Consider the following 21,751-nt stretch of genomic DNA (forward strand, 5'->3'; position numbering starts at 1 on the left):
GATGGCTGCCCACGACCTGAAGCCCGGCGAACGCATCGTCTGCTCGAACTGCGGGGCGGTTCACGAGGCCACGGCTGATGGCATGATCGAGAACATCAACGACACCCGGTGCCGCGTCTGCCGACACAGCATGACCCACTGGCGGCAATACGTCGGCCTTCGTCTCGTCGAGCCGGACGAGATTACGCCTACCCGCCCAGCCTAACGTCCGAGCCGCCGCAGCATCGCTCGGTGCAGCGCATCCGTCTTCCGCATCTCGGTGTTCGTGGCCCTCACCATGTCACGCAGGTGGACGAAGGCCGCCCGCATCTGCCGGCGTAGGGCGATGCTCTCAGCGGAACGCCGACCATGGGCCAACGTCGCTGTCCGAACCCGTGCCAACCCCTCGGGTGTGCGAGCCCCAGTGCTGCTCCCGCCGTGCATCCGGCATCGCCCGTTCGGCATGGCGGGACCCTGGCACGGACAGCCGGATCGCGTCCTGGCTCCGCACCGAGCCGCCTCACGCGCCTGGATTAAAGCGGCCCGCCAATCGGGCGCATGGGGTAGGTTGTCGAAATCAGGAGGCACCCCGCCCCCCTCTCTTCCGCTGCGGCGCACCCCCTCCCCCCACCTGCTGCTGGCCGCCGATCACGGCCTGGCCCCCGTCACCGACCTAGTTGTGCTGCACCACGACCGTCTGCTGACCGCCGGCTCTCACCCGCTGCAGGGTCTGCATCCCGGCCTGGAAGGAGCCGTTCATCCGGGCCGCCGCACCCGCCATCCGTGCCGCCTCGACGCACGCCGCCTGCTTGGCCGTGCCCATCGTCCGATCTGCGATGTCGAGCTGCTGGCCCATCACGGCTGCGGCCTTCATCGCCAGGACGTGGGTGGTGGCCATCTGGTGCGCCAGCATCCGCTCCAAGGCATCACCCGCCTGGATCGTGTCGGCGGTGTCCAGCGCCAGTTCGAGCGAGCCCGCGTTCTTGGCCAGATCGAGCCGATCCCGGCTGGCGTCTGCTGCCACCGCATCCGGGTTCACCAGCGTGTCGAGGATCGCCGGCAGGGTCTTGGTGGCGAAGTCCTCCCCCGGGACGAGCTCGCCGCCCACTGCCCGCACCGGAGCCTCGACAGGCACTCTCACAGCCGCCTCTTGCCGGTCGGCATAACCTGATGGGCGACCGCGCTCCTCTGCTCGGCAACGCGATGCTCCAAGAAGGGTATCGCCGGCTCGCACCCGTTGCTGTGTCATGCCCGCTCCTGTCAGCCGAAGCATCATCCACCTTGGCGTGTGATATAGCACTCGGAAAGGTTAGGCCCTACGGCAATTGCAAATCGGAAACCGATTTTCTTGTCTACCGATGCTGTGGCACCTTGCCATTACGCAACGACCAGCGCAGGGACAGATGACTTTGCACTGGAGTATGAAAAGTGGACGAAACCGTGGAAACGATCGAGCGTGGGGCGACCGACTATATCGAGCTGACAGCGGGCCTCGTTTCGGCCTACGTCTCGAACAACCATCTGCAGCCGAGCGAGATTGCGACGCTGATCGCCAACACGCACGCTGCGTTGGCTGGGCTTAGTCAGGGCAGCGCACCTGAAGCCCCGGCAGCGGAGAAGCTCACCTCTGCGCAGATCCGGAAGTCGATCACGTCCGATGCGCTGATCAGCTTCGTTGATGGCAAGCCGTACAAGACGCTGAAGCGGCACCTCAGCGGCAACGGCATGACAATCGAGCAGTACCGGGAGCGCTACGGGCTGCCGCGCGACTACCCCTCCACGGCCGCCAGCTACTCCGAGGCGCGTTCCAAGCTCGCCCGCAGCTTCGGTCTCGGCCAGCAGCGCAAGAAGGCGGCTCCGATGGCTGCTGAGCCCGCGGCTACCGTTTCGGAGAAGCCAAAGCGCGCTGGCCGGCCGCGGAAGGCCAAGGAGGCCGCTGAGGCCTGACGAGAGACCGTAGATCCGGCTCCGACTTCGGTCTTTTGACGACACCCATACAGATCAGCGGGCGTAGGAACGACCTGTCCGCTGATCTTCTCAGAGCCAGTCGGCACCTTCAGGAGGATCGCCATGGGTCTGACCGCTTTTCTGTTCTTCGTCGTCCCGTGGATGGCACTCGCCTTCTGGCTGTTCCGCCTCCCGAGCGCCCTTCGCCTCGGCACCCCGGCCACACCTTGGCGCGCGCTGACGGATTATCCCGATCCGGTGCGCGATCAGCAGCACGAGAAAAATCCCTACAACTCTGACAGCGACGACGGATCCGGTAAGCTGGGCGGCGATAAGCACAGTCCGCTGATCAATCCCTGAGGATGCCCCACGACATGAAAGTCGGTACGGCTTTCGGCCGGTGTGTGCGGCGCAATATTATTTTTCCGCGCTCAATAGGGAATTAGTCCAGGTATCACGTCTAGATATGTAATTTTCAGACGGTTTATTCAAAAGACGTCAAATTTATTTTTCCGATCCAGGCCATGTGTAATGTTACCGCGTCATCGTCGATCGCCGGCCTTGGCACCGCCTGCGCCGACCTCCTGTTTTCTCCGACCCGTGGGGACGGCGCAGGCGTCCAATCTGGAGCGCCCGGCATGACATACCGCGTCATGATCAATCGCATCGGGAAGGCCGGAGTGCCGCGGAGCGCCCCACGGATCTACTATGCGAAGGATGAGGCCGACGCGGCGACGATCGCGGCCTACGAAGTCGACGGCGCCAAGCCCGACCGACCCCGTGTCGCCACCGTCACCGACGCTGAAGGGCGCATGGTGTTCACCTATTCCGGCCGCGCTGGCACGGCGCAAACATGACTGGGAAGGAGCGCGAAAACTGGGCGCTCCACGACCGCGAAGCCAAGGCCCTCATCAGCGTGATGCTTACGTTCCAGGTAGCGTTCCTGGCGGTCACGATGCTCTGGCTGTGACGCTCGTCGTTGTGGACTCCTCTTCCTGTAGCTCCGCCTCTACAAGAACCCACTCCCCGAGTGCCCCTTGAAGGCGTTCGCCCGCCGGATGTACCCGACGACGGTCCGGGGATCCCGGTGGCGGCTCTGGTCCATGACGCCAGACCCTACAACCGAGGCGCCGCGAACACACCCATACCGGAATGACCTCCTTCGGATCGCCGTCGGGTCTCCGGGGGATTGCGGATTAAGATCCGCAGGATATCCAATCGGTATGGTTCAGATACCGACAGGGCAAACGGCATGATCACGGTGGTGGGCGGCACCAAGGGAGGCTCGGGCAAGTCGACGGTTGCGACAAACCTCGCGATCATGCTCTCGGCACGGGGGGGCGACGTGCTGCTGGTCGATGCGGACGACCAGGAGACGTCGACCGACTTCACTAACCTGCGCGAGGCCGCACGGCCCGACGGAGCCGGCTACACCTGCGTCGCCCTGACCGGGGCGGCCGTGCGCTCCGGCGTTCAGCGCCTAGCCCCCAAGCACGCCCACGTCATCATCGACACGGGCGGTCGCGATACCGTCAGCCAACGAGCAGCGCTCTCGATCTGCCACACGTACCTGGTGCCGTTCGCGCCTCGGTCCTTCGACGTGTGGACCCTCGACAAGGTGGCCGAGCTCGTCGAGGAGGCCCGTGCCGTCAATCCGGAGCTGCGGGCCCTCGCCTTCATCAACCGGGCCGAGGCGCGCGGTTCAGAGAATGCCGAGGCGGCCGAGCTCATCCGCTCAAAGCCTGGTCTGGAGTTCGTGCCGACCGCGCTCGGAGCCCGGAAAGCCTTCGCCCATGCGGCGGCCGCCGGCCTATCCGTAACCGAGCTACGCCCGCAGGATCCTAAGGCCGCCGAGGAGATCGGCGCCCTATTTAGCTATCTGTTTGATGCCCAGAAGATATCCAACAGCCATCCGGAAGAGGTCCGATAGATGGCTCTGAGTGCAAAACCGATCCGCCCTGCCCTCAAGCCCAGTGAGCCGGCCGACCCCATAGAGGCGTTCATCGCGAAGGGCGGGAGCGTGCCCCAAGCCGAACCGTTGGCCCCGGCTCCGTTTGCCGCCCCCGAGCCGGCTGCCAAGGGTGCTCAGCATCCCCTCAAGTTCCCGGCAGACAGCGATCTGTTCGAGCGTTTGGAACGGGCGCGTAAGGGCAGCGCGGTCCGCCTACCCCGCAACACGTGGGTGCTTCAGGCTATCGCCGAGAAGCTGGCGCGCGACGGCGGCTGACTATCGCACACATATCCCTTAGAGATGCGCAGGATATCTTTTTGGTATCGGAAAACCATCCGAAAGATGTGTTGCGGACGCCCGGGGCACATCTTCTAGAGATCGGAGCATTCTCCGCACCTGCGCGGCCGACCACACCCCTCCGCGGGCCGCCGGGATCCCGCGGGCGTTAAGCGCCCCCGCGATCTGGCGCAGCGAGACAGCGCCCTCCGCCCGCACGGCGTCGATGATCGGGGCGAGATCCATAGCCCGTTCCTCGGCCCGCCGGGTCTGGCACGCCCTGCTGCGCACCTGACCGGCTTCTCTGTTCGACAGGTTCGCCGGCTTCCCCAGGCGCACGCCCCGGGCTTTCGCCGCTGCCAGCGCAGCCTTGGTCCGGGTCGAGATCATCTTGCGCTCGGCCTGGGCGACCACGGCCATGATGCCGACCACGAGCTCATTCGCTTCCGGCATGTCGGCCGCCACGAACCGGACGCCGGCCTTCTGAAGGTTCAGCAGGAACGCCGCGTCCCGTGACAGGCGATCCAGCTTGGCAATCACCAGCGTGGCCCCGTGTAGTCGGCAGAGCGCCATGGCTTCCGAGAGGCGAGGGCGGTTGTCCCGGGAGCCGCTCTCGATCTCCACCAACTCCGCCACGTGCCGCCAAGCGCCACCAGCCAGGAAGTCGGCGACGGCCCGCCGCTGCGCCTCTAGTCCAAGCCCGGACCGGCCCTGCCGCTCGGTCGAGACCCGCAGATAGGAGACGAAGGCAGATGTCATGCGGATTTTACGGGGTGTCACGTCCGATCAAACGGTCGTTCAACCGGATGAAACACCGCTCCGCGAGAGCGCAGGGGACACACCGAGACTTCCCTGTGGCTCAGCTCGAACCCATTTCAGGATTATCCGCCGCGGTGCGGTAGGGATGTGCGCGAGGCCGGGATGCAGCCCGACGGTTGGTCCCGGCCGGCTGCATCAGGCTGGCTTACAGACCCCTCTGCCAAGGATCTGGTTGCGCAGCTCACGTCCGATCCTTCGGATCAGATGCCGGCATACCAGGCGTAGCCCTGGTCCTCCCAGTAGCCGCCCTTGCCCTCGCCGATGCCGGCGAAGCTTTCCACCACCTCGATGCGCATCACGTACTTGGCTTGCTTGTAACCGAGGTTACGTTCGACGCGCAAACGTAGCGGTGCACCGTTCGAGACCGGGAGCGCCTTGCCGTTCATGTCGTAGGCGAGGATCGTCTGCGGGTGGAACGCGTCTACGAGGTCGATGCTCTCGTAGTACCGGACCGGCGATCCGCCGCCGGCCGCGGTGTCCTCCGACGCCTGCTGGCCGCCGGAACTCTTCCTGCTCTCCCCACCGCCCGACTGCTTGGTCATGGCCGGGTTGGCGTTGCCCGCGGGGACCGCCTCGTCGGGGCCGTCATCCTGCGCGGTGTCAGCCCCGTCGTCGTCCTCGCCCTGGTCCATGGTGTCGGCGCAATGGAACACCACGTAGCGCGCCTCAGGCTTCAGTTTGGCCCGGGACAGGAGGTCGGCGAGCGGCACCCCGGTCCACTTGCCAATGGCGCTCCACCCCTCGACGCAATCGTGCCGGGTGATCTGGGTGCGCGCCGGTAGCTTGCGAAGCTCGGCCAGCGACAGCTTGAAGGGCGCCTCCACGAGACCGCCGACCTCCAGGTGGTACTTGGCGAACTTGCCCCTCGCCAGGGCCTTGTAGCCCTTGTCGGGCGGGGTCTCTGTGCCGTTCGGCTTGAACCATGGCGAGATGTCGGCCTCGGCATATTCCGGTGCCAGGCTGCATTCGGTAAGGAGCAGGCGCTGGACGAACAGGTTGGCGTCCTCGCCGGTCTTGAGCGTGCGCTGGAACCACACCGCGTTGCTGAGGCGGTCGCACCCGCCGAGCATGGCCGCCGCGGATGCGGCGGAAGCCCCCTTCAGGAGAGCACGTCGGCTCGGTGGGCGTCTCATGCCCGGGGCTCACCCGTGGCGCCAGTCGGCTCGACCTTGCGCTCGATCACGAACCAGCCGGTCATCATGCCGCGCATGTTGTTCCAAAAGCCCGAGAGCAGGACCAGGGCGACGTGCACGATCACGAACAGGACCAGCAGCGCCGCCACGACGAAGTGCACCGTACGCGCCGATTGCCGGCCGTCGAACAGGGTCAGCAGGAACGGAAAGGCCGCATCCATGGCTGGCGACATCGCCAGGCCCGCCAGTACCTGCACCGGCAGGAGCACGAACAGCACGACGAGGTAGGTGAGCTTCTGGATGACGTTGTAGCGCTTGGCCTCCTCGCCCTGCGGGAAGCGTAGGGTGAGGTGCTCCCGCACCGATGCGCCGAAGTGCCGGATCTGGTCGCGTGACGGGATCACGCGGAAGCGAAGCTGCCCGCTGACCAGCCCGTAGAGCAGGTAGGCGAGGCCGTTCAGGACGAAGGCCCAGGCGAAGAAGAAGTGCCAGCTGCGTCCGCCGGTGAGGTCCTGGTCGCTCGGCAGGGTCAGCCAGGACGGGAAGCCGCGATCCGCTGGCTCGCCGTCGGCACCGGCGGAGGAGCCGAGATAGCCGGTGGTGTCGAAGGTATGCCCGAGGACCGTGGTCACGCCCTTGGGCGGGTCGTCCTCGGTCGAGGACATCGCCAGGAGCGGCGTGTTGAAGGTCGAGACCTTGCCCCAGTATAGGGCGGGGTGGGCGTTGAAGATCTGCAGGCCACTCATCAGCAGGACCAGCAGGCAGGCCGCGTTGACCCAGTGCGTGATGCGGATGACGGCGGGATGCCGGAACATCCACCGGCGGCGCTCGACTTCGGCTGTGTCGGGTGCGGAGCGCGTCAGGAATGTGTGGGGCAAAGTGGAGAGCTCGTCGACGATAGGAGCGGGTCGCGGTGGAAGGGCCCAGGAGGCCCTTCCGAGGTCGCGGTGACCGCCTCACATGCGGTTCATCATGCGGCGCTTCATCATCCGCTTCCGCATCATGCGCTTCTTCATCATCATGCGATCGCCGTGCATCATGCGCACCTGCGTGATGCCGGTATCGGACTGGAGCCCGTTGACGGACATCGGAGCGGCCGATGCGGACCCGGTAACGAGGGCAAAGCCGCCTAGTAACACGGCGGTAAGCGCAAGGGTCGTCTTCTTCATCTGAAATCTCCCAGATAGGGCGGGTCTCCCGCCCGAACCTACAGAGAAGCCCAGGCAGCCTGCCTAAGTTCCTGAATACAACAGTCTTTTCGAACTGTGCATCCCAATGAAATTAGACAAACCGCTTTCCTACGAACGGCAGCTGAGATAAGTTTCAAGCGGTGCGTCGATTTTTTAATGGATGTAGAAATATTTTGTTCGGTGGGATTTTGCCAACGATTTTCTAACTTACGATATAGTCAGATCTGAACCTCTCCCACTTCTTCCGGACAGGTGTCGCATTGTCGCTGCGATCCGGGAGGTGCTCGTGACCAATCCAGCCAGCCTAAAGCCCGAGAACCCGCACAAGGCGGCCGCGCGACCACGTCGCAATTTCCTCAAGGCCGCCGGCATCCTCGTCGCTTCAACAGCCTTCCTGGAGCTGAACCTCAGCCAAGCCTTCGCGCAGCGTGGCGCCACGCTCGCCGGCGGCACGGTCGACCTCGGCCAGGGTGACTTCGCCGTCCTCAACTACGCCTACGCCCTGGAGCAGTTGGAGGCTGCCTTCTACACCCAGGTGCTGCAGCAGCCCTATCGTGGCTTTAACCCCTCCGACGAGCAGAGCCTCACAGGCATCCAGCAACACGAGGTCGCCCATCGCGAGTTCTTCCGCTCCGCGCTCGGCGGCAATGCCATTCCTGACCTTCAGGTCGACTTCGGCCGGGTCAACTTCGCCAGTCGTCAGAGCGTGCTCGGCACCGCCCGCACCTTCGAGGATCTAGGCGTCGCCGCCTACAACGGCGCCGGCCAACTCCTGCGCAACCCGGACTTCCTCGCCAAGGCCGGCTCGATCGTCTCGGTCGAGGCGCGCCACGCCGCCACGATCCGCGACATGCTCAACCCTTACAGTGCAGCATTCGCCGGCAACGACATCGTGGACGGCAACGGCCTCGACCGCGCGCTCGTGCCCTCCCAGGTGCTGCCCAAGGTGGTGCCGTTCGTCCTCACCCCCGTCAGCGCGAGCCAACTGCCGTGATCGCCCGGCCGATGCTCGCCCCCGCCACAGAGGACGCCACCATGACCGCATCCACGCCTGCCACTCCCACCCTGATTGAGACACTCGATCCCGACATGACTGCCCGGATGACCTCGCGCCGGGGCCTGTTCACCCGTGCCGTCGGCACGCTCGGGGCCCTCGCTAGCGCGCCGACGGTGCTCGCCGTCGCCTCCACCGAAGTCTTCGCTCAGGGCCTACCGGGGCAGGTGGTGGACGTGCTCCGGTTCGCCCTGACCTTGGAGTACCTGGAGGCAGAGTTCTACCGCACGGCGCTGGCCACGCCCCACCTGATCCCGGCGCGCTACCGAGCCGTGTTCTCACAGCTCGCCAAGCACGAGGCTGCGCATGTGCGGTTGCTGCAGGGCGCGCTGGGCGCCGCCGCGATTTCGTCTCCGTCCTTCGACTTCACGGCCAAGGGCAAGTACCCGGAAGTGTTCGCGAACTTCGACACGTTCACGACATTGTCGAGCACGTTCGAGGATCTCGGCGTGGCGGCCTACAAGGGACAGGCTGGCAACCTGCAGGGCACACCGGTGCTGACGACGGCGCTGCAGATCCACTCAGTTGAGGCACGGCACGCCGCGGAGGTGCGGCGGGTGCGCGGCTATGTCGGTTGGGACGGCGCCTTCGACGCGCCTTTGACCAAGGCGGCCGTCCTTGCAGCGGCGGGTCCGTTCCTCGCCAGCGGCGCCTGAGGGCACATAAGAGGCCGCGGACTGAAGCTGTGGCGGAGCCGTTCGGTGCGCCGTCACAGGTTCTATGCGAGAGAGCCTGTTCGCCAGCGCCCAGCATCAGCAAATAAGACCCACCGGCCCAGCCCACCTTGGGGGGAAGATGCGGACCGGACCGATGGGTGTCCCTCGTGAGGACGCGCCATCGTGCTGCGTCGCAGTCTGAGGGTCAACGATGAAGGTCCGTGCCCACGAAAGCGGGGTGGGATCTACGCTGCGGCGTCAAACACCACAGCAGGCTCTACGTCCTCGCATGACGGGACGTAGGCACACCAACCGCATACACCTCTGTCGGCCGCCTCTGGAGCGTTCCACTGCGAACACTCCGGGCACACCTTCATCACGATGTGGGTGCCATGGACGAACGCGAGGCCGCGACCACAGAAGGTGGCCGCGCCTTGAGGTAGCTTTTTCAACATAGGTAGGTCCTGCGTACTATCGCAGGTTGATGTCAATGGATGCTCTAGGTTTCTCTCCGGGCTCCACCGAGACCGGACATCATGTAGCAGCGGCGGGCCTTGATCCGAGTGCCTGTGCCAGCATCCACCGCCTTCTTGAACGAGCGGAGGTCGCGTCAGGGCATGCCCCCGCCCGCCCGCCGCGTCCGCATCGATGGCGAACGCGCGAATCATGGCGGCCCGCTCTCCCGGGTCGAGGGTGCCGAAGACGTACTCGGCTGCGTACAGATCGGGATCTGAGGCGGTATCATCAACGCCGCTCACGGCACCGCTTTCGAAGACGATGTCTAGAAAACTGTCACACCTTCGCGTCGATCTCACGCCGGCGCATATTGCCGACCGCCCGTGCCCCGGCCGCCGTTGTATAGGAGTAGGACGATTGCTCCGATCGTTGGCCGTCAGCCGAGGTAATGATCCACCGGAAGCATCCCGCATGGGTGGGGCACGGCACTACGCACACCCGGTTGGACCGAGAGGTAAGGTACGACATCGAGAGCCGATGCTTACGAGCCATTTTCCCTCTACGGAGCGTGAGGCGATCGAGTTTCAGATCCTCGCGGCACCGTTGTAGTGGCCGTCGTGCCCGCAGATGCGGTTACAGGGCGCGGTAGACGGCCCAGGCGGCTCGCAGTAGCTCGGCCCCATGCCCCCCCACGCAGGCTTGTGGTTGCTGCGGTAGGCGGGGACGAATGTTGGAAGGACAGCTGGACTTCCAGGCCCCGAGCGAGGGCTACCCCCAGGTGGGGCTCTATGCGTCCGCGATAAGCCGCTCGTATTCGGCCTCCGCGGCACCGTAGGTGTCGCCGGCCATGTCCTCCAGCTTCTCGCGATCGAGCACGGTGATATGCCCTCGCCGCGCCCGGATCATGCCCGCGCCCTCAAGCACATGCGTGGCTGTCGTGACGCCTGGCCGACGCACTCCCAGCATCAGCGACAGGAACTCGTGCGTGATCGGCAGGTCATCCTGGTCCATGCGGTCCTGGTACATCAGGATCCAGCGGGCCAGTCGCGCCTCGATGGTCAGCTCGGCATTGGCGTAGGCGGTGCCCCCGACCTGCGCGATGAAGCTCTGCACGTAGCGCCCGAGCAGGCCGCGCAGGGCCTGACTTGCATCGAGGGCTTCACATAGATCTGCAGCTGAGACGCGCAGCGCTTCGCCCTCGCCCTGGATGAGGACGGCGAACGGCCCGCGGTCGGCTCCCAGTACCAGCGGTGTGCCGACCATACCTTCGGGACCGACGAGGCCGATCTCGATGCGGCCATCGCGCGTGTCGGCCAGGTACGAGCAGATGCCGCTTTCAACGAAGTAGGCGTATTCAATCGGCTGATGCGGGACGAGCACCGTCTCATGTAGCAGCAACGGTACGCGCTCCAGTGCGGGAGAGAGACAAGCGAAGTCGTCCGCGGGCAGCGTGGTGAGGAGACGGTTACGGATCTCTGATTGCCGAAGCTGGAACACAACTCTGCTGCCGATCAGGGCCAGGGCAGCCTTCATCTCGCAATCGCCTGCCCCGAGGCAACGGCTCACGATACACCACCTTCGCACAGGATAGGGGCGAACCCTAATCTATGTTGACGACGGCTCGCCCCCGCCACCAGACCCGGTCACAGGTTGGTGGCGTGTGGGATATGCCACTCACCGACCAAGTCGAGCGAGGCGAAGTAGATCACCCTCCCGTCCTCATCGCGCACCCGAACCGAATAGGTCCGACGATCCCCGTCCGGGAGCCTGTTGCGCGCCATATCAGGGAGGGCATCCAATGCCTCGATGCGAGCGGCTTCGATGCCAGACAGTTCGAAGCCTTCGCTGTCCACATTGCGAAAATTACCGTCATCGGTATCAAAGAAAAAATGTGGCATGAGATATCCAGCCCTCAAACAGGCGGGAGCACTCGCGTCTCTCAGTCGCTGATGCCCAAATATTCGATCAGCGATTTCATGATTTTTGCATTGAAGCATACATATTTTCAATAACATGTATCAACTATAATTGTATCTAGTTTGATGATTATTGATCAAAAGATAGTAAAATTGGCGAAATAGAATGGTCGTGCGCAATCTTTATTTTTATAAACTAAGTTGGCGTCAGTGATATTATCGATGCCTAACTGTCAATTTTTGGGCGCACAGGAGAGGCTCAGTGGGCCCGCGTCATGACTACCAAGTCAACATCTCCGATCTCAGCAGAGATGGAACGAGGATCCTCGCAACGGATGACGTGTTCGCGGATCTCGCGACCGAGCCCTACCCCGCTCGCGAAAGGCTATCACGCAACCAGTCGCACCGGCTGCAATAGAGCGGTGCGTTCTTCTGGGGGCAGATCAAGAGTTGTGCTCAGGCCGCGCACGTCAACCGCTCCTCGATCCAGGTCTGTGCAGCATCTAGATCGGCGAAGGTGGGCCGCGTCGGCGTATCGACCCACCCGAAGCCAGCTTCCAGGAACCACATCCCGGCCATGTCGTCGTGATAGCCCGACAGCTTCACCAAGACCGCAGTCAGGAAGCCGTCGGCGAAGACCAGCTGCCCATCGACGTCGTAACTGCCGGTGGCGATCTGCACCGGCTGTAAGCGGAGGGTCATCCGGTCGCTCGCTTCTCCAGATGCAGGTATGTTGGGTCAAACTCGGAGACACGCAAAAGTTCATTCCAAGCCTCGATCACCAGCGTGCTGCTTCGGAGCGTGATCAGGGTCTTGCCGCGCATTTCTTGGAGCACGCGATTAATGTGTACGGGCGTGAGCCCCAGCGCATCGGCGAGATCCGCCTGGGTGACCGGCAGCGGGCACCGGTAATTCCCGGCCAGCCCCACCGCTTGCAGCTTCAGATACAGCTCGCAGAACAGGTGGGCGACGTGCTCAAAGGCTGAGCGCCGCCCCATGCTGACCAGCCATTCACGGAAGATCCCTGCGTCGATCAGCGTGTCACGCCAAAAGATTGCCGCGATGCCGGAGTGGTGCGCCGTCAACTCCCGCAGGCTCTCGTGCGGGATGAAGGCCACGGTGGCTTTGGTCAGCGTGCCGACGCTGTGATCCATGGTAGGGACGTGCAGGCTCTGAAGATCCAGGATGTCGCCGGGGACGTGGAACGATAGGATCTGCCGCTTGCCCTGGCTGAGGAGCTTGTACCGGCAGGCCCAGCCATCGATGATCAAGCAGCAATGCGAGGGCTTGTCGCCGTCACGTACGATGTCCTGCCGGACGTTGAGCTTGTGGATCCTGACCGGCAGGCTCTCAATGGCCTGGCGCTCCGCCTCCGATAGGCTGGCGATACTCTCCAACTTGCGGATGAGCCGGTTCGTAGCGTGGAGATCAGGGGCTGAACTCATATTGCTCCACCTCATATTGCAGGTGGAAGCCCGCGGCTCTCCCAGTCATCAGAACCTGAGTCGGACCAACTGATGATAGGTTCTATAATATAACGAAGTTACCTATATGTTCGATCATAAGATGGATTTCAGAGACGATTGCGTCCCCCGCAGAGATCAAGGACGAACCCGCCAAATTCCATCTTTTGATCGGATCGATCTCTTCATCCGCTGCCATGCTCATGCGGCTGTTGCCGCGATGGAGTGAGCGCAGTTGGCTGCGCGAGCGTTCCTTGCCCGATCATCGCCTGCACAGCTTCTTCCGACCCGAGCGAACTCAAGCCCCGTTGCCCGGTCCGGGTAGCGGGGTGTTTCTTGGTACGGGTCACCTGTTTCCGGGCAGGGGCCGGGCGTCCGAAATCGTACCCTCGATGCTCCCTCAGGATCGGTGCCGCTCGGCTCGGTGTTCCGTCGAGGGGCACCTTCGGATGATCAGCGGGTTCTCTCAATCATGAGGCCAGTCCGATGCAGCAAGCTCTGACACGGAAGCTTGAGAGCTTCGAACCTCTGTCCGAGCAGGCTCGCTGGGCTCTGAACGGGCTGACGCTCAAGGTCCGGCAGGTCGGTGCACGCCAGGATCTGATCCAGGAAGGCGACAAGCCGGACAACGTCCTGCTGATCCTCGACGGCTTCGCGTGCCGCTACAAGATGCTCCCGGACGGTCAGCGCCAGATCATGGCCCTCCTGGTACCGGGTGATTTCTGCGACCTCAACGTCTTCATCCTCGATGAGATGGACCACAGCATCGGCACCATCTCGACGTGCCAGGTCGTAGACATCCCCCGTCGGGCTATCGACGAGATCACGGCGCACCATACGAGTATCGCGCGGGCTTTCTGGTGGTGCTCCCTGGTCGACGGTGCTGTCCTGCGCGAATGGCTCGTCAATATGGGTGGACGTGCCCCAGGTCAGCGCATCGCCCACCTTCTGTGCGAACTTCTCATGCGCCTGGAAGCGGTCGGGCGTGTCACCGACAACAGCTATGCGTTTCCGATGACGCAGACCGAGATCGCCGAGACGATGGGCCTATCCGACGTGCATGTGAACCGGACCTTGCGGGAACTGCGCGCGCTCGGCCTGATCCACCTCAAGGGCCGGGTGCTCACCATCCTGGATGTGGAGCGACTGAAGGCCTTCTGTAGCTTCGCGCCGAACTACCTACATCTGCGCAACACTCGCTGGGGCGAGCGCCGCGACCTGAGTTGGCCAGGCACCGCCCAGGAGGGCTAGCGGATGTCCAAACAGGGCAACGTCGAGACGTTGGTCGTGCTTCAACCGATCGCAGTCGACACGGGCAGCCCGGATCGGGACGGCATGCTGGTGATCGCCAATGGCCTACTTACAGCGGTTTTGGTCCGCCTCGCCGAGCCGGAGCACGATGATGTTGGAAGCTGGTTCTTCGAGGTTGGCTTCGGCCGGTTGCAAGGGAAGAGGGCTCCGACTTTTCTGAGCCTGGAGGAGGCAACGCGCTGGCTGAGACGGAACCTGAAGGCGGCTTGAGCGGGTTCGCGGATAACGAGATAGGAGCCCCCCCGTGGGTTCTGAAGGGGGGCGCACTGGAACAAGCGCGATAAGGGCAAAGCATGAGCGACCCCGAACAGGGCAGCGCCGAAGCGGTGTACGTCTCGGCCATGGTCGGGGAGATGATGCAGCGCGTTGTCAGTGACGCCCTCGTCGACCTCGCGCGAACCAGGGGAGCCTCCTACCTCGACCTGTTCATGGAGCGCGAGTTGGCCCGCTACGCCGATCTGTTCCGCGAGCGATCGGACGACACGCCTGAAACCACCAGCATGTCGCGCGCCTGGTTCGTGATGGAAGGCAGCGCAGCCTTGCGGGCTGTCGTCGAGCGTGCGAGCGCCGAAGCGGGGCGTGACTGACGCTTCGTGCTAGGCCGCCGACAGCCGCGTGGTGTTGAAGGCGACGTGCTCGTGGTAGCGGGCGATGACAGCTTCGGGCGAGCCACCGAGCATCAGCGTCGTCATGGCCTCGCCGGCGGCGTGCACCTTCTCGACGACCATCGATTGCATCTCGGCCCGGCCCTCGCGGCCGCCCGAGGCGAGGCGGACCATGCGTAACTCGATCACGCGCTGAGACTCGATCGCCAGCAATACCGATGAAAAGATGGGATTGTACACGATAAAACTCCGCGCCGCGGCAATTGCTGTCTAGATCAACATAGTTTGAGCCCACGTGGCTCCTCCCTAAATTTGTTAAGAAAAGACGTCGCGCCCATAATATCTTCTAAAACTGCAACCTATGACTCCAGGCACAGTTTGGCTTGTAGCATAATGCTCTCCGTCACCCTTCCTTCGGCGGTTTCTTCAACGAAAGGCCTCCCCCATGGGCAGCGGTATCTCTCTGTTATTTCTAGCGCTGGGCACGATCGGCGGCGTCGGCTTTCTCGCATTGGCCGCACGCAAGCAGGTCGCTAACTTGAAGGGCGATCCGGAACGCTCCAACCTCATCAAGGATCACGGCGGCGCGCCACGGCAGAACATGCCGGGGACCGAGCACTGAAACCGCGACCATCGCGCTTGAGACGTTCCTGATCTCCGGCTCGGCCCGCCGCCCGATCTGATCACGGGCTGGCGGGGGAGGTCGTCTATCTCACCGGCGTCCGCGTAGGGTGCCGGGATCTGGTTAGCGGGCCGTGACCTGCACCGGCTTGGCACTGTGTCGGAACAGGCCGCGCAATGCCCGGAACGGCAGCAGCACCAGCTTGGCCACGCCGTGAGCGGCCATGACGACGACGACGGCCAATAGAGCCAACAGGGTGTTCAACACGCGGGGTACTCCAAGCGGCGTGATACCCGGCGGGCCGCCCCCGCCATTCCCCTCAGGAGGCGCTTCGAAAACGGCTAGACTGTGAAGCTTCAAGCTAGCCCGGAATGACGTCCGGTACCCCCACCCGTGGGGCAGCATAGGCCACGCCCACCGAGTCCTCGCGACGCCAGATCACACGAACACCCGACGAAACCGGCTCTTGGCCAATCGCAAGGTCGAAGTAGCGGGGTACTGCTAGCCCGGGCGTGAAGACGAGGCATGCGCCTGCGGGCGAGTGGTTTGTCACGATGCAGCGTACCTCGGCATCGATCCCCGGGAATGCGACACGGCCTTCGATAGTAGCTTCGACCCGGAGCTTAGCACGACGATTAGGCATATCAGCACACGCCCTGGGTGTATCGCTTTTATTCGCGGGTTGTATTCATCGTTATACGTCTAGCCACTAAATACAGGACATGACCGATCCTGACGGACAAGCAGGCGATCAACAATTAGAATTGTATGATTAGCGCAGTCATAATTTCTCATGCAATCACGAGCCGACGAGGTCTGTCGTGTTTGCATCTATAAATTTCTGCATCGCCACGCTGTCCGCCCGAGGGGGGGGCAATGGACGCAGTGCGGAACTGCATCGGACGATGTCGTGGGTGAACGCGGCTACTGAACTGGAAGCCGCCTTCAGCGCTTCCTTGTAGGCCGACGCGATCCTCCTGCGCTGAGGCAAGGAGGAACTCCATGCGACTGTTTGTTCTCGCCGCGCTTGCTGGTTGTGGCTTTGCCGGTCTGGCTCTTCCCGCCTCAGCTGTGCCGGCTGGCCCCGTAGCTGGCGTCAGTTCGCCTTCCAATATGCTGACCAATGTTCGGATGAGGCGTCACCGCATGCGCCAACGCTCGATGATGCGGACACAGCGGAAGTACCCCGGGGCTAGCTTCGTCCGGAACACCACCCCTGGTGCACCGGCCGGAAGCAGCGGCGGCAACGGGACGACTGGCAGCTACGCCGCGACAAGCGGGAAGTAGTTCTAGTCTCTCAACTCATTCAGGCCGCCCGATCTGTCATCACGACGGCCTTTCCTGTGCTCGCGACTCTGGTACGGTCGCGACAGTCGCTCGGCGTAACGCACCGAGCGACCCTGAACTCAGCCCGCCCGGTTCGCCGGCGCGGGCTTTTTCATGCCTAATCCCGGCTTGGGACGCTTAAGTTCGCAAACCATCACGCCTCGGTAACCGCCGTCGGCCATCCTACCCCCGAGCCAAGTTGCGTATCGGCTCACACCGGTGAGGCAATCGAGATCTATGCCGCCGCATAGCAAGCCGCTAGCACCCATCGCGCGAGGCGAAAAAGCTGGTCGGCTTGCAACGAGCGAGATGATCAAGACGCTCAGCCCGGAGACGGGCAGCGTTGAGGGCGTCGTGCGCCGGATCGAGCAGGTCGGGATCATTGTGGCCCGGGGGCATCAGGAAGCCGGCATGCGAACTGATGAAGTTCGGGCATGGCACATCGGTTTCCAAGCGGGGATGAGCCTCGAACTCGGCGATTACATGCGCCGCTTTTGATCGGCAGACTTCCGCCCCGCCCCATGAGCAGATCGGAGCGGGGCCGAGCGGAAGGGGCGTTCCAGGCTAGTTGCCTACCCCAGTCCCTCGACTCGGATCAGTTCAAGTTGCCGGCAATCGCGCTGAACTTGGCGCCGAGCCGCGAACCTACGAGCCTGAGCGAGCCGATGATGACGACGGCGATCAGGGCCGCGATCATGCCGTACTCGATCGCGGTGGCGCCGGTCTCGTCGCGGAGGAACCGCTGCAGCACCTTAGGCATCACTGGGATCCTGCGCCGCTCAAGGCTCACAGTCCCGTGATAGCGCTGGCCCGTTTACGGCTTGTGAAGAGACATTGATCCTGGCGCTTCAGCTCTCGCCGGCAGCGACGACGAAGGCGAGGGCGGCGAGGGCTGTGCGCATGGCGGGAGGCTTAGCTTGGCTTAGGCGCGTTGCCGAACCGGCTCCGCATCCGCCGAGATCGCAGTCGGCTTGGGGCGTCCAGAACGGATGACAAGGATCGAGGCAGCAGCAACGACCAGGCCTGAGACAGCCAAGAATGCTGGAACGGCAAAGACGACAAAATTCACAGCGCTGATCGTCATGGCCTGAGGTTTCCGAGGGCCCCGAGTGCTCCCACATGGAACACAACGGCGATGGCCAGTACGATGCAAAAGTAGCCCCCGACGGTCAGCACATCAATGGGTGGCGATTTATCAACTCCTTCAGATAACACATGAAAGACCGGAGTAAGAACTCCTACCACGATGGTTCCCGCAGCCATCGTGTTCAGCCACGTAGCCAAGTACTTCCAGCGCTCGTTTTCGACTAATTTAGCACGATCGTCCGTCGGATCCGACGGTATGGAGGGCGGACCCGGAGGCCCCTTACCCCCATACTGGGATGTAATCGCAAGCGCTCTGCGAGCTGTTGAATTAGCGCCTCGAACGTTCGGGATGCGCTCAGAATGGCCCGCACTCCCAGCGGCGCCTAGGGTTGGTGCCGCCTTCTTATTCATTCTCGACCCGCACAATATTATACGTCAGAATATAGACGAAATCGTCAAGTTTTCCAACAAAGTTTACGACATAGTTGAAATACACTGATCCGCCATAAGGCGAATTCAGCTTGATATCTCCAACTGTGCCGGTTGCATCGAATACTAGCGGGCCCTCCCTGAGTTTTGTAACAACTTTCACATATAGATTTTCAAAATCTTTATCTTCGTATTCAGTGTAGGTCGGTTCTTTCGCATCGTACTCTATAAAAAACTTGATTGGCCTATCAAATACAGACGGCAGTTCGATGAGAACGTCGTCATAAGATTTGGCAATAATTACATCGCTTGCTATAACTTTATTTTTGTTGACTCGACTTACGTGGGATCCCATTAGTTCGCTCCCTTAGGATCCTCACGGTGCCTCACGTAGCCCTGGCCAGTGAGCCAGTCCGTCATAGCCCATCCCAGAGCCAGGCGGCCGCCATCATCGCGCTTCCGCCGCTTACCAGAGCGATCACGATGTACCGGTGAAAGCGATCGTAAAGCTCGATGGTCATTGTCAGTCGCCTACCAAGTTCGGCTCTTTGATGCCTGAGAACTGAGTTGGGCCGCTAGGTCCAAAACCTGACCCTGCGCTAATTCAAAATTCGCGTGGTTCACGGGCCACAGCGGGGCCTCAGGATTTCCGTAGCCGCACGCCCGGCCCCTCGCCGTTCTCCTCAATGAAGATGACGCCGACGGCTTCGAGGGCGGCTTCAACCTTCCGGCGAAGGCTCGGCAGCTGCAGCACCAGCTTCGGGGGAGGGGCCGGTATCAAGAGTGCCTCCGCTAACCAAAGCGGCAGCCCAGGCGCTTGCGATCAGACGGACCTGCTCAATGGCCTCGGCGCGCGTGAACGGTTCATCGCCTGCGTCATCACCACCATCTGACCAAGCGACGAAGCCGGTACGCCGACCATTGGCATCCTCGACGCAAGCCGCGTCGTCAAGGATGCAGATGCGGAGTGGGAGCGTGAGACCGAGCGTAGGCATGTAGACGACATAGAGCGCCTGAGTTCGGCTTCGACCGTCACGCCTTTGGCGCCTTTTCTAAAGGGCGCCAGATGGCGTCATTTGAGCATCATGACGGCGCCGATAGCTATGAGCCCAGCCGCCACAACCAATAATGGAGCATTCTCGACTCCGAGCTGGTCCAGCACGTTCGAGGAAACCGCAGCCACGATGAAGACGCCTAAGCCCGTCGTGATCGGCGACTTCACCTCAGCTGCCCTATCGGCCCTGACTGTTGTGCTGGCTCATCACATTGCGTCCCACATCCAGACCGCTCCCATCATCGCCAGGCCGCCGCACAGCAATGCTACCACGATGTAGCGATGCAGGCGGTCGTACAGAGGGAGCGGCATCGAAGGAGGCCCGCAGAAGCGCATCCATCGTTGCCCATAGACCGGGATCGGTCGCTAGCGGCAAAAGTTAAGGTTTCGTCAATTCAGAATTTGCGTGATCGCCAGGCCACAGGAATCAAAGATCAGCCGATGCCGCGACCCGTCAGTCCACCGAGGACCAAGACGGTGACAATCGCGATCGCTACTACCGCAGCAATGAGGATGGCTCGCATCTGGCCACTCCGTGCTTGCCAACGGACATCAGCCTCGTGCGAGGCCGCCTTTGGTAATCAAGTGCTCAGCAAGGGTATCAGTTCGCGCTTTCTGGATCCTCGTAGTGTCGCACGTAGCGCTGGCTGGCGAGCATAGGTCAGACCGATTGGCTTGGGGTGAGATAGAGGCCGTGGTCCTGCACGTCGCGTAGGATCTCCTCGGCGTTGCCCATCGTAGTGATGCCGGAGCTACCGATCATCTCCTCGACATCAAGCTTGTCCAAGCGCCGCCACAGCTGCGGGCTGCCAGGCAGGTTCGCTCCGTCACGGTCTGCGGTGGCCGCCAGCCGCGAACCGTCGACCTCGGCGAAGGTGTAGATGTGCTTCACGGCCTACATACTCCGCATGTGGGTGGGCTATTTCAGGTAGCCCGTCGCCCTCAGGTGCTCGGTGGTACGGCCTGCTCGCTCCAATGCCTACCCCTTCCGCTCCCGGAACCGGATCCCGGCCCCGCCGCCGTTCTCGGGGATGAATTCCAGGCCGGGGGTCATGGTCGGTAGGAGCTCGCTAAGCTTCTTAGCAGCCATCTGAGGATCCCTCATCGCGCGACCTTGAGGCTGCACAGGCGTCATGGTCAAAAGGCGATGGCCAGGTGGGTGAGTGTCCAGCCAGGAGCCTGCAAAGCTCCGCACGTCCGGTTCGACTCCGGGCCCCGGCCTCCACCGTACCCTTCATGGTGCCAGCCCAACATTCTCTGCAGGGGCCTGCGGGATGCCGAGCCATTCCAGCGCGGCCGGACGCGATTTGAAGATGTGCCGCTGGTTCGTGAACGGCTCGGGCCGCTTGATCGCTGGGACCTCGTCGAGCAGCTCGACCACCCACGTGTCTGTCGGTCCATCCCGGTGGACATTCCGGACGAGGCTGGCGATCAGCGCTCCGTCGAGCAGCACGTCGTAGCTGCCAAGCGCCAGTTGCTCCACGGTGTAGGTCACTGTTGTTCCTTGGTGCGGAAACCGGCGAAGAAGCGGGTCAAGCCTTGCAGGTCAACGCCGTCTGATGGCTCTGCCGCTGGCTCTGGCACCGACCGACCATCCTTGTCCGCGAGCTCGTGCATCACGTGGGTCAGCAGCGGCGGCCACTCCACATCAAGATCCTGCAGAAGGCGTGCAGCCTTCGCCAGTGCAATGGTCTGCTCCGCAGGCACAGCCCCCCCCGTGATCAGCGCGTCGAGCGCACGATCCGAGAGCACGGTGCAAAGGCGCAGGACCTCGGACAATCGTTCGTGAGAAGGGGTCACGTCTGATCCTCGCCCTTCAGGCGCACGCCAGGCCGCCCGTGGTTCAGGAACTCGACGCCTGCCGCTTCAAGGGCGGATTGAACTGCCCGCACCGTATCAAGTCCGCTGGTCAGCGTGTTCGCACCCTTACCCTCCATCGCTCGGATGGTGTTGGCGCTTACCTTCGACCGCTCGGCCAACGTGACCTGATCCATAGCGACGAGCCCGCGAGCCGCTCGAAGCTGATTGCCGGTCGACAACATCACACCCTCAATTGGTTTTATACACAATGCCCTGTTGACTGCACCAAGGCATGGGTATTATAACAAGTCCATCGGCGGTCGCAACCGCTGCAACGTGGACTGCACCCCATGTCCCACCGCCCCGTCTCCTGGACCACCATCGACCGCGCTGGCCGCGATAGCCGCCCGGCCATCCCCACCGGCCTCCTGTCTGCGAAGGCCCGCATCGACATGACGGTGCGCACCACGCGCCGCCCGCTGTTCGCGGCCGGCCAGTTCGATCGCGGGGCCATCATGTCGGCCGCCGCCTCTGCCGCCCGCGCCCATCAGGAGCGGTTCGGCTGCACCTGGGGCGAGGCCATGTCGGTCTGCCTCACCGCCGCGTGGCGCGCCGCCAAGATGGCCCGCCACATGGCCGCGCACTGACCCCCTGACCGCGCCGACCTGACCCGCACCA

34 protein-coding genes and 1 tRNA gene are annotated in these 21,751 nt (G+C 63.0%); 15 read left to right on the top strand and 20 right to left on the bottom strand.

Features of this window, described 5'->3' with window-relative positions; all coding sequences use genetic code 11:
• The first annotated feature begins 1 nt into the window (after position 1).
• Positions 2–205: a hypothetical protein gene (locus MKK67_RS11265; protein WP_243964466.1), complete on the top strand. Its 204-nt coding sequence runs from the start codon at positions 2–4 to the stop codon at positions 203–205.
• Here MKK67_RS11265 and MKK67_RS32605 read toward each other — a convergent pair.
• Positions 202–597, bottom strand: a complete 396-nt coding sequence (locus tag MKK67_RS32605; protein WP_313899013.1) for an HGGxSTG domain-containing protein — start codon at positions 595–597, stop codon at positions 202–204. The genes MKK67_RS11265 and MKK67_RS32605 overlap by 4 nt on opposite strands.
• Before the next feature lie 55 nt (positions 598–652).
• A complete protein-coding gene (locus MKK67_RS11270) occupies positions 653–1,120 on the bottom strand; it encodes a hypothetical protein (RefSeq protein ID WP_243964473.1) in 468 nt (155 codons plus the stop codon).
• A gap of 287 nt (positions 1,121–1,407) precedes the next feature.
• Here MKK67_RS11270 and MKK67_RS11275 point away from each other — a divergent pair, with 287 nt between their 5' ends.
• From MKK67_RS11275 to MKK67_RS11295, 5 genes are all read left to right on the top strand, one after another.
• The gene (locus MKK67_RS11275) at positions 1,408–1,926 is read left to right on the top strand and encodes a MucR family transcriptional regulator (RefSeq protein ID WP_243964475.1); all 519 of its coding nucleotides are present in this window, start codon (positions 1,408–1,410) and stop codon (positions 1,924–1,926) included.
• Between the two features lie 123 nt (positions 1,927–2,049).
• On the top strand, positions 2,050–2,286 hold the full coding sequence (locus tag MKK67_RS11280) for a hypothetical protein (RefSeq protein ID WP_243964477.1): 237 nt from the start codon (positions 2,050–2,052) through the stop codon (positions 2,284–2,286).
• A 278-nt stretch (positions 2,287–2,564) separates the two neighbouring features.
• On the top strand, positions 2,565–2,783 hold the full coding sequence (locus MKK67_RS11285) for a hypothetical protein (RefSeq protein WP_243964479.1): 219 nt from the start codon (positions 2,565–2,567) through the stop codon (positions 2,781–2,783).
• 395 nt (positions 2,784–3,178) lie between these two features.
• A complete protein-coding gene (locus MKK67_RS11290) occupies positions 3,179–3,856 on the top strand; it encodes an AAA family ATPase (RefSeq protein ID WP_243964489.1) in 678 nt (225 codons plus the stop codon).
• Complete coding sequence (locus MKK67_RS11295; RefSeq protein ID WP_243964491.1) at positions 3,857–4,153, top strand: hypothetical protein; 297 nt, start codon at positions 3,857–3,859, stop codon at positions 4,151–4,153.
• Between the two features lie 18 nt (positions 4,154–4,171).
• On the opposite strand, the gene MKK67_RS11300 is transcribed toward MKK67_RS11295, so the two are convergent.
• The 4 genes from MKK67_RS11300 to MKK67_RS11315 all read right to left on the bottom strand — a co-directional run bounded on the left by MKK67_RS11300 (position 4,172) and on the right by MKK67_RS11315 (position 7,274).
• A complete protein-coding gene (locus MKK67_RS11300; RefSeq protein WP_243964500.1) occupies positions 4,172–4,912 on the bottom strand; it encodes a recombinase family protein in 741 nt (246 codons plus the stop codon).
• 260 nt (positions 4,913–5,172) lie between these two features.
• Positions 5,173–6,105, bottom strand: a complete 933-nt coding sequence (locus MKK67_RS11305) for a molybdopterin-binding protein (RefSeq protein WP_243964502.1) — start codon at positions 6,103–6,105, stop codon at positions 5,173–5,175.
• Entirely contained in the window at positions 6,102–6,983 is an 882-nt protein-coding gene (locus MKK67_RS11310) for a cytochrome b/b6 domain-containing protein (protein ID WP_409568392.1), read from the bottom strand. Before MKK67_RS11310 ends, MKK67_RS11305 begins: the two co-directional genes overlap by 4 nt.
• A 78-nt stretch (positions 6,984–7,061) precedes the next feature.
• Positions 7,062–7,274, bottom strand: a complete 213-nt coding sequence (locus tag MKK67_RS11315; protein ID WP_243964504.1) for a hypothetical protein — start codon at positions 7,272–7,274, stop codon at positions 7,062–7,064.
• Positions 7,275–7,581: 307 nt separating this feature from the next.
• Here MKK67_RS11315 and MKK67_RS11320 point away from each other — a divergent pair, with 307 nt between their 5' ends.
• Positions 7,582–8,289: a ferritin-like domain-containing protein gene (locus MKK67_RS11320; RefSeq protein WP_243964506.1), complete on the top strand. Its 708-nt coding sequence runs from the start codon at positions 7,582–7,584 to the stop codon at positions 8,287–8,289.
• Positions 8,290–8,330: 41 nt separating this feature from the next.
• Complete coding sequence (locus MKK67_RS11325; protein ID WP_243964508.1) at positions 8,331–9,005, top strand: ferritin-like domain-containing protein; 675 nt, start codon at positions 8,331–8,333, stop codon at positions 9,003–9,005.
• Positions 9,006–10,247: 1,242 nt separating this feature from the next.
• On the opposite strand, the gene MKK67_RS11335 is transcribed toward MKK67_RS11325, so the two are convergent.
• The 4 genes from MKK67_RS11335 to MKK67_RS11350 form a co-directional block, all read right to left on the bottom strand.
• A complete protein-coding gene (locus MKK67_RS11335; protein ID WP_243964546.1) occupies positions 10,248–10,958 on the bottom strand; it encodes a Crp/Fnr family transcriptional regulator in 711 nt (236 codons plus the stop codon).
• Positions 10,959–11,104: 146 nt separating this feature from the next.
• Entirely contained in the window at positions 11,105–11,359 is a 255-nt protein-coding gene (locus tag MKK67_RS11340; protein ID WP_243943974.1) for a DUF6894 family protein, read from the bottom strand.
• Between the two features lie 474 nt (positions 11,360–11,833).
• On the bottom strand, positions 11,834–12,079 hold the full coding sequence (locus tag MKK67_RS11345; protein ID WP_243964512.1) for a hypothetical protein: 246 nt from the start codon (positions 12,077–12,079) through the stop codon (positions 11,834–11,836).
• Positions 12,076–12,822 carry a Crp/Fnr family transcriptional regulator gene (locus MKK67_RS11350; RefSeq protein WP_243964520.1) on the bottom strand — a complete coding sequence of 249 codons (747 nt, stop codon included), beginning with the start codon at positions 12,820–12,822 and terminating at the stop codon, positions 12,076–12,078. The genes MKK67_RS11345 and MKK67_RS11350 overlap by 4 nt, the downstream gene beginning before the upstream one ends.
• A gap of 504 nt (positions 12,823–13,326) precedes the next feature.
• Between MKK67_RS11350 and MKK67_RS11355 the strand changes: the two genes are divergently transcribed.
• From MKK67_RS11355 to MKK67_RS11365, 3 genes are all read left to right on the top strand, one after another.
• A complete protein-coding gene (locus MKK67_RS11355; protein WP_243964522.1) occupies positions 13,327–14,091 on the top strand; it encodes a Crp/Fnr family transcriptional regulator in 765 nt (254 codons plus the stop codon).
• 3 nt (positions 14,092–14,094) lie between these two features.
• Positions 14,095–14,361, top strand: coding sequence for a hypothetical protein (locus tag MKK67_RS11360; RefSeq protein WP_243964525.1), 267 nt, complete (start codon positions 14,095–14,097; stop codon positions 14,359–14,361).
• Positions 14,362–14,444: 83 nt separating this feature from the next.
• On the top strand, positions 14,445–14,738 hold the full coding sequence (locus tag MKK67_RS11365) for a hypothetical protein (protein WP_243964527.1): 294 nt from the start codon (positions 14,445–14,447) through the stop codon (positions 14,736–14,738).
• Positions 14,739–14,747: 9 nt separating this feature from the next.
• Here MKK67_RS11365 and MKK67_RS11370 read toward each other — a convergent pair whose 3' ends face one another.
• Positions 14,748–14,996, bottom strand: coding sequence for a hypothetical protein (locus MKK67_RS11370; protein ID WP_243964528.1), 249 nt, complete (start codon positions 14,994–14,996; stop codon positions 14,748–14,750).
• A gap of 205 nt (positions 14,997–15,201) precedes the next feature.
• On the opposite strand from MKK67_RS11370, the gene MKK67_RS11375 reads away from it, so the two are divergent.
• A complete protein-coding gene (locus tag MKK67_RS11375) occupies positions 15,202–15,378 on the top strand; it encodes a hypothetical protein (RefSeq protein ID WP_167367844.1) in 177 nt (58 codons plus the stop codon).
• 123 nt (positions 15,379–15,501) lie between these two features.
• On the opposite strand, the gene MKK67_RS11380 is transcribed toward MKK67_RS11375, so the two are convergent.
• Positions 15,502–15,645, bottom strand: a complete 144-nt coding sequence (locus tag MKK67_RS11380) for a hypothetical protein (RefSeq protein ID WP_243961028.1) — start codon at positions 15,643–15,645, stop codon at positions 15,502–15,504.
• A gap of 1,368 nt (positions 15,646–17,013) precedes the next feature.
• Here MKK67_RS11380 and MKK67_RS11385 point away from each other — a divergent pair.
• Positions 17,014–17,202, top strand: a complete 189-nt coding sequence (locus MKK67_RS11385; RefSeq protein WP_243964529.1) for a hypothetical protein — start codon at positions 17,014–17,016, stop codon at positions 17,200–17,202.
• A gap of 97 nt (positions 17,203–17,299) precedes the next feature.
• Here the strand turns inward: MKK67_RS11385 and MKK67_RS11390 are convergent, their stop codons facing one another.
• The 5 genes from MKK67_RS11390 to MKK67_RS11410 form a co-directional block, all read right to left on the bottom strand.
• The gene (locus MKK67_RS11390; protein ID WP_243964530.1) at positions 17,300–17,464 is read right to left on the bottom strand and encodes a Flp family type IVb pilin; all 165 of its coding nucleotides are present in this window, start codon (positions 17,462–17,464) and stop codon (positions 17,300–17,302) included.
• A 729-nt stretch (positions 17,465–18,193) separates the two neighbouring features.
• Positions 18,194–18,574 (bottom strand): hypothetical protein, encoded by a 381-nt coding sequence (locus MKK67_RS11395; protein WP_243964531.1) that lies wholly within the window; start codon positions 18,572–18,574, stop codon positions 18,194–18,196.
• Between the two features lie 285 nt (positions 18,575–18,859).
• Positions 18,860–19,000, bottom strand: a complete 141-nt coding sequence (locus MKK67_RS32900; protein WP_409568393.1) for a hypothetical protein — start codon at positions 18,998–19,000, stop codon at positions 18,860–18,862.
• Between the two features lie 291 nt (positions 19,001–19,291).
• Entirely contained in the window at positions 19,292–19,441 is a 150-nt protein-coding gene (locus MKK67_RS11405) for a hypothetical protein (protein ID WP_243945138.1), read from the bottom strand.
• 493 nt (positions 19,442–19,934) lie between these two features.
• Complete coding sequence (locus MKK67_RS11410; protein WP_243964532.1) at positions 19,935–20,165, bottom strand: hypothetical protein; 231 nt, start codon at positions 20,163–20,165, stop codon at positions 19,935–19,937.
• Positions 20,166–20,422: 257 nt separating this feature from the next.
• Here MKK67_RS11410 and MKK67_RS11415 point away from each other — a divergent pair.
• Positions 20,423–20,498: transfer RNA gene (locus tag MKK67_RS11415), tRNA-Cys, on the top strand.
• A 9-nt stretch (positions 20,499–20,507) separates the two neighbouring features.
• On the opposite strand, the gene MKK67_RS11420 is transcribed toward MKK67_RS11415, so the two are convergent.
• The 3 genes from MKK67_RS11420 to MKK67_RS11430 are packed head-to-tail and all read right to left on the bottom strand — an operon-like array spanning position 20,508 to position 21,315.
• Positions 20,508–20,768 (bottom strand): hypothetical protein, encoded by a 261-nt coding sequence (locus tag MKK67_RS11420; protein ID WP_243964533.1) that lies wholly within the window; start codon positions 20,766–20,768, stop codon positions 20,508–20,510.
• Positions 20,765–21,073 (bottom strand): hypothetical protein, encoded by a 309-nt coding sequence (locus MKK67_RS11425; protein WP_243964534.1) that lies wholly within the window; start codon positions 21,071–21,073, stop codon positions 20,765–20,767. The genes MKK67_RS11420 and MKK67_RS11425 overlap by 4 nt, the downstream gene beginning before the upstream one ends.
• Positions 21,070–21,315, bottom strand: coding sequence for a hypothetical protein (locus tag MKK67_RS11430; RefSeq protein ID WP_243964535.1), 246 nt, complete (start codon positions 21,313–21,315; stop codon positions 21,070–21,072). Before MKK67_RS11430 ends, MKK67_RS11425 begins: the two co-directional genes overlap by 4 nt.
• Before the next feature lie 108 nt (positions 21,316–21,423).
• Here MKK67_RS11430 and MKK67_RS11435 point away from each other — a divergent pair, with 108 nt between their 5' ends.
• On the top strand, positions 21,424–21,720 hold the full coding sequence (locus MKK67_RS11435) for a hypothetical protein (RefSeq protein WP_243964536.1): 297 nt from the start codon (positions 21,424–21,426) through the stop codon (positions 21,718–21,720).
• The last annotated feature ends 31 nt before the right edge of the window (positions 21,721–21,751 follow it).

Source organism: Methylobacterium sp. J-072 (genome assembly GCF_022829425.1).
In the GTDB taxonomy this organism is placed as follows: Bacteria; Pseudomonadota; Alphaproteobacteria; order Rhizobiales; family Beijerinckiaceae; genus Methylobacterium.

Coding starts and splice junctions, on each gene's coding strand:
- MKK67_RS11265 (WP_243964466.1), top strand. CDS start 2: ATGGCTGCCCACGACCTGAAGCCCGGCGAACGCATCGTCTGCTCGAAC.
- MKK67_RS11280 (WP_243964477.1), top strand. CDS start 2,050: ATGGGTCTGACCGCTTTTCTGTTCTTCGTCGTCCCGTGGATGGCACTC.
- MKK67_RS11285 (WP_243964479.1), top strand. CDS start 2,565: ATGACATACCGCGTCATGATCAATCGCATCGGGAAGGCCGGAGTGCCG.
- MKK67_RS11290 (WP_243964489.1), top strand. CDS start 3,179: ATGATCACGGTGGTGGGCGGCACCAAGGGAGGCTCGGGCAAGTCGACG.
- MKK67_RS11295 (WP_243964491.1), top strand. CDS start 3,857: ATGGCTCTGAGTGCAAAACCGATCCGCCCTGCCCTCAAGCCCAGTGAG.
- MKK67_RS11300 (WP_243964500.1), bottom strand. CDS start 4,912: ATGACATCTGCCTTCGTCTCCTATCTGCGGGTCTCGACCGAGCGGCAG.
- MKK67_RS11305 (WP_243964502.1), bottom strand. CDS start 6,105: ATGAGACGCCCACCGAGCCGACGTGCTCTCCTGAAGGGGGCTTCCGCC.
- MKK67_RS11315 (WP_243964504.1), bottom strand. CDS start 7,274: ATGAAGAAGACGACCCTTGCGCTTACCGCCGTGTTACTAGGCGGCTTT.
- MKK67_RS11325 (WP_243964508.1), top strand. CDS start 8,331: ATGACCGCATCCACGCCTGCCACTCCCACCCTGATTGAGACACTCGAT.
- MKK67_RS11340 (WP_243943974.1), bottom strand. CDS start 11,359: ATGCCACATTTTTTCTTTGATACCGATGACGGTAATTTTCGCAATGTG.
- MKK67_RS11345 (WP_243964512.1), bottom strand. CDS start 12,079: ATGACCCTCCGCTTACAGCCGGTGCAGATCGCCACCGGCAGTTACGAC.
- MKK67_RS11350 (WP_243964520.1), bottom strand. CDS start 12,822: ATGAGTTCAGCCCCTGATCTCCACGCTACGAACCGGCTCATCCGCAAG.
- MKK67_RS11355 (WP_243964522.1), top strand. CDS start 13,327: ATGCAGCAAGCTCTGACACGGAAGCTTGAGAGCTTCGAACCTCTGTCC.
- MKK67_RS11360 (WP_243964525.1), top strand. CDS start 14,095: ATGTCCAAACAGGGCAACGTCGAGACGTTGGTCGTGCTTCAACCGATC.
- MKK67_RS11365 (WP_243964527.1), top strand. CDS start 14,445: ATGAGCGACCCCGAACAGGGCAGCGCCGAAGCGGTGTACGTCTCGGCC.
- MKK67_RS11375 (WP_167367844.1), top strand. CDS start 15,202: ATGGGCAGCGGTATCTCTCTGTTATTTCTAGCGCTGGGCACGATCGGC.
- MKK67_RS11385 (WP_243964529.1), top strand. CDS start 17,014: ATGATCAAGACGCTCAGCCCGGAGACGGGCAGCGTTGAGGGCGTCGTG.
- MKK67_RS11390 (WP_243964530.1), bottom strand. CDS start 17,464: ATGCCTAAGGTGCTGCAGCGGTTCCTCCGCGACGAGACCGGCGCCACC.
- MKK67_RS11395 (WP_243964531.1), bottom strand. CDS start 18,574: ATGGGATCCCACGTAAGTCGAGTCAACAAAAATAAAGTTATAGCAAGC.
- MKK67_RS11430 (WP_243964535.1), bottom strand. CDS start 21,315: ATGTTGTCGACCGGCAATCAGCTTCGAGCGGCTCGCGGGCTCGTCGCT.
- MKK67_RS11435 (WP_243964536.1), top strand. CDS start 21,424: ATGTCCCACCGCCCCGTCTCCTGGACCACCATCGACCGCGCTGGCCGC.